Raw genomic sequence first — 4919 nt, 5'->3', positions numbered from 1 at the left:
CAACATCAACTTATCATCTTCAATCCGTTATTCTTCGGGCTATCCGCTCTAGATATTATTATACAAATCAGAGCTCCATTAAATAAAATACCAAACGTAAAAAAGCCCAGCATCACTGCTGGGCTTCACTAAATTTAAAAGTCTGGCGGCACCCTACTCTCACATGGGTAATACCCACACTACCATCGGCACTACGGCGTTTCACTTCTGAGTTCGGCATGGGGTCAGGTGGGACCACCGCGCTATTACCGCCAGACATATCCTGTCTTCTCTTCTCTCAATTACCATGTATTATCTCATATCCACAGCAATTGCTCAATCCGGAACAAACTGCTCTATCATTTATTAAACAATTTAAAGTCAATCTCTCTAAAAATATCAACTTCAATCATCCAATCGCGTAACTCCAAAACAACTCCGAGTTGTAAGGTTAAGACTCTCGGTTCATTAGTATCAGTTAGCTCAATGTATCACTACACTTACACACCTGACCTATCTACGTCTTAGTCTCAAACGGACCTTACTGAATCTCTTCAGGGAAAACTCATCTCAAGGCTAGTTTCGTACTTAGATGCTTTCAGCACTTATCTATTCCGCACGTAGCTACCGGGCAATGCAATTGGCATCACAACCCGAACACCAGCGGTGCGTTCACTTCGGTCCTCTCGTACTAGAAGCAAACCCTCTCAATTTTCCTACGCCCATGGCAGATAGGGACCGAACTGTCTCACGACGTTCTAAACCCAGCTCGCGTACCACTTTAAACGGCGAACAGCCGTACCCTTGGGACCTACTTCAGCCCCAGGATGTGATGAGCCGACATCGAGGTGCCAAACACCGCCGTCGATATGAACTCTTGGGCGGTATCAGCCTGTTATCCCCGGAGTACCTTTTATCCGTTGAGCGATGGCCCTTCCATTCAGAACCACCGGATCACTATGACCTACTTTCGTACCTGCTCGAGCCGTCACTCTCGCAGTCAAGCTAGCTTTTGCCATTGCACTAACCTCCTGATGTCCGACCAGGATTAGCTAACCTTCGTGCTCCTCCGTTACTCTTTGGGAGGAGACCGCCCCAGTCAAACTACCCACCAGACAGTGTCCCTTACCTCGATTCAGAAGTATAGGTTAGAACATCAAACATTAAAGGGTGGTATTTCAAGGGCGACTCCATGCATACTGGCGTACACACTTCTTTGTCTCCCACCTATCCTACACATTAAGGCTCAATGTTCACTGTCAAGCTATAGTAAAGGTTCACGGGGTCTTTCCGTCTTGCCACGGGTACACCGCATCTTCACGGCAATTTCAATTTCACTGAGTCTCGGGTGGAGACAGCCTGGCCATCATTACGCCATTCGTGCAGGTCGGAACTTACCCGACAAGGAATTTCGCTACCTTAGGACCGTTATAGTTACGGCCGCCGTTTACTGGGGCTTCGATCAAGAGCTTCTGCATAAGCATAACCCCATCAATTAACCTTCCAGCACCGGGCAGGCGTCACACCGTATACGTCCACTTTCGTGTTTGCACAGTGCTGTGTTTTTATTAAACAGTTGCAGCCAGCTGGTATCTTCGACTGATTTCACCTCCATCCGCATGGGACTTCAATTAACATCAGCGTGCCTTCTCCCGAAGTTACGGCACCATTTTGCCTAGTTCCTTCACCCGAGTTCTCTCAAGCGCCTGAGTATTCTCTACCTGACCACCTGTGTCGGTTTCGGGTACGATTGATTATAACCTGAAGCTTAGAGGATTTTCCTGGAAGCAGGGCATCAATTACTTCTGCACCTTAGTGCATCGTCATCACACCTCAGCGTCTCAGTGACCGGATTTGCCTAATCACACGCCTACATGCTTAACCCACCATCCAATAGGTGGTAAACCTAGCCTTCTTCGTCCCCCCATCGCAGTTATAACCAGTACGGGAATATTAACCCGTTTCCCATCAGATACGCCCTTCGGCCTCTCCTTAGGGGTCGACTCACCCTGCCCCGATTAACGTTGGACAGGAACCCTTGGTCTTCCGGCGAGCGGGCTTTTCACCCGCTTTATCGTTACTTATGTCAGCATTCGCACTTCTGATACCTCCAGCATGCCTCACAACACACCTTCTACGGCTTACAGAACGCTCCCCTACCCAATACACTTGCGTGCACTGCCGCAGCTTCGGTGCATAGTTTTAGCCCCGTTACATCTTCCGCGCAGGCCGACTCGACTAGTGAGCTATTACGCTTTCTTTAAATGATGGCTGCTTCTAAGCCAACATCCTAGCTGTCTAAGCCTTCCCACTTCGTTTCCCACTTAACTATGACTTTGGGACCTTAGCTGGCGGTCTGGGTTGTTTCCCTCTTCACGACGAACGTTAGCACCCGCCGTGTGTCTCCCATGATTAAACTTGTCAGTATTCGGAGTTTGCATCGGGTTGGTAAGCCGGGATGGCCCCCTAGCCGAAACAGTGCTCTACCCCCAACAGTTACTCATGAGGCGCTACCTAAATAGCTTTCGGGGAGAACCAGCTATCTCCCGGTTTGATTGGCCTTTCACCCCCAGCCACAGGTCATCCGCTAATTTTTCAACATTAGTCGGTTCGGTCCTCCAGTTAGTGTTAACCAACCTTCAACCTGCCCATGGCTAGATCACCGGGTTTCGGGTCTATACCCTGCAACTTAACGCACAGTTAATACTCGGTTTCCCTTCGGCTCCCCTATTCGGTTAACCTCGCTACAGAATATAAGTCGCTGACCCATTATACAAAAGGTACGCAGTCACTATTACCCAACGGTAACAGCTCCCACTGATTGTACGTACACGGTTTCAGGATCTATTTCACTCCCCTCCCGGGGTTCTTTTCGCCTTTCCCTCACGGTACTGGTTCACTATCGGTCAATCAGGAGTATTTAGCCTTGGAGGATGGTCCCCCCTTCTTCAGACAGGATATCACGTGTCCCGCCCTACTCTATAAGCTTCCACATCATGCATTTTCATGTACGGGACTTTCACCCTCTATCGTGCGACTTTCCAGACGCTTCCACTAATACATCATGCTACCCGCTTGGGCTCCTCCCCTTTCGCTCGCCGCTACTTAGGGAATCTCGGTTGATTTCTTTTCCTCGGGGTACTTAGATGTTTCAGTTCTCCCGGTTCGCCTCATCTGACTATGTATTCATCAGATGATAGTGTAGTCACCTACACTGGGTTTCCCCATTCGGACATCAACGGCTATAGCGCCTTTTATCGGCTCACCGTCGCTTTTCGCAGATTAACACGTCCTTCTTCGCCTCTGATTGCCTAGGCATCCACCGTGTACGCTTAATTTCTTAACCTTACAACTCACAGTTGTCTTGGTTTTCAATTTACGCTTTTTTCTCTTTTTTACTTCAATACTTTTAATTTAATCAGCTTAACTCAATATTTATCAAATATATCATTAAACCAAAAATAAAAACTTTCCGTAAAAACGAGAACTCGTTTCTTTCAGCTTGTTCCTAATTATTAAAGAGCTTTATCTTTCTATTCACTCATCTTTTAACTCAAGTAAATACAAACATAATTTTTTCATCATCGAATAATAGAGATATCTTTAATGGTGGAGCTAAGCGGGATCGAACCGCTGGCCTCCTGCGTGCAAGGCAGGCGCTCTCCCAGCTGAGCTATAGCCCCATTGTCTCACTTCATCAACCAATCAAGCTAAAATCAGCTTAACAAGTAGAATTGGTGGGTCTGAGTGGACTTGAACCACCGACCTCACCCTTATCAGGGGTGCGCTCTAACCACCTGAGCTACAGACCCAATAAAGTGACTCTTTCTTCTAAACAAACAATCTGTGTGAACACTTACGAGCTCTTCGTAAGGAGGTGATCCAACCGCAGGTTCCCCTACGGTTACCTTGTTACGACTTCACCCCAGTCATGAACCACACCGTGGTAAACGCCCTCCCGAAGGTTAAGCTATCTACTTCTGGTGCAACCCACTCCCATGGTGTGACGGGCGGTGTGTACAAGGCCCGGGAACGTATTCACCGTGACATTCTGATTCACGATTACTAGCGATTCCGACTTCATGGAGTCGAGTTGCAGACTCCAATCCGGACTTAGACGTACTTTATGAGGTCCGCTTGCTCTCGCGAGGTCGCCTCCCTTTGTATACGCCATTGTAGCACGTGTGTAGCCCTGGTCGTAAGGGCCATGATGACTTGACGTCGTCCCCACCTTCCTCCGCTTTATCAACGGCAGTCTCCTTTGAGTTCCCGGCCAAACCGATGGCAACAAAGGATAAGGGTTGCGCTCGTTGCGGGACTTAACCCAACATTTCACAACACGAGCTGACGACAGCCATGCAGCACCTGTCTCACAGTTCCCGAAGGCACTCCCATATCTCTACAGGATTCTGTGGATGTCAAGACCAGGTAAGGTTCTTCGCGTTGCATCGAATTAAACCACATGCTCCACCGCTTGTGCGGGCCCCCGTCAATTCATTTGAGTTTTAACCTTGCGGCCGTACTCCCCAGGCGGTCGATTTATCGCGTTAGCTTCGGAGCCCATCACTCTAGGCAACAAACTCCAAATCGACATCGTTTACAGCGTGGACTACCAGGGTATCTAATCCTGTTTGCTCCCCACGCTTTCGCATCTCAGCGTCAGTATCTGTCCAGAAGGCCGCCTTCGCCACCGGTATTCCTCCACATCTCTACGCATTTCACCGCTACACGTGGAATTCTACCTTCCTCTACAATACTCTAGTTAACCAGTTTTAAGTGCAATTCCTAGGTTGAGCCCAGGGCTTTCACACCTAACTTAATTATCCGCCTACATGCCCTTTACGCCCAGTCATTCCGATTAACGCTCGCACCCTCCGTATTACCGCGGCTGCTGGCACGGAGTTAGCCGGTGCTTCTTCTGTAATTAACGTCAATTGTTG

At 48.6% G+C, this 4919-nt stretch carries 2 tRNA genes and 3 rRNA genes; all 5 read right to left on the bottom strand.

The window, feature by feature from the left end:
- Nucleotides 1-140: 140 nt before the first annotated feature.
- A 5S ribosomal RNA gene (gene rrf / locus A9G30_RS07170) occupies nt 141-256 on the bottom strand.
- Between the two features lie 170 nt (nt 257-426).
- A 23S ribosomal RNA gene (locus tag A9G30_RS07165) occupies nt 427-3325 on the bottom strand.
- A gap of 261 nt (nt 3326-3586) precedes the next feature.
- Nucleotides 3587-3662, bottom strand: a tRNA-Ala gene (locus tag A9G30_RS07160).
- A 52-nt stretch (nt 3663-3714) separates the two neighbouring features.
- A tRNA-Ile gene (locus A9G30_RS07155) sits at nt 3715-3791 on the bottom strand.
- A 58-nt stretch (nt 3792-3849) separates the two neighbouring features.
- A 16S ribosomal RNA gene (locus A9G30_RS07150) occupies nt 3850-4919 on the bottom strand; the annotation flags it as partial.

The organism is Gilliamella sp. Fer4-1, from assembly GCF_001690515.1.
In the GTDB taxonomy this organism is placed as follows: domain Bacteria; phylum Pseudomonadota; class Gammaproteobacteria; order Enterobacterales; family Orbaceae; genus Gilliamella; species Gilliamella apicola_C.
This window is presented reverse-complemented; position numbering and strand designations above follow the sequence as displayed.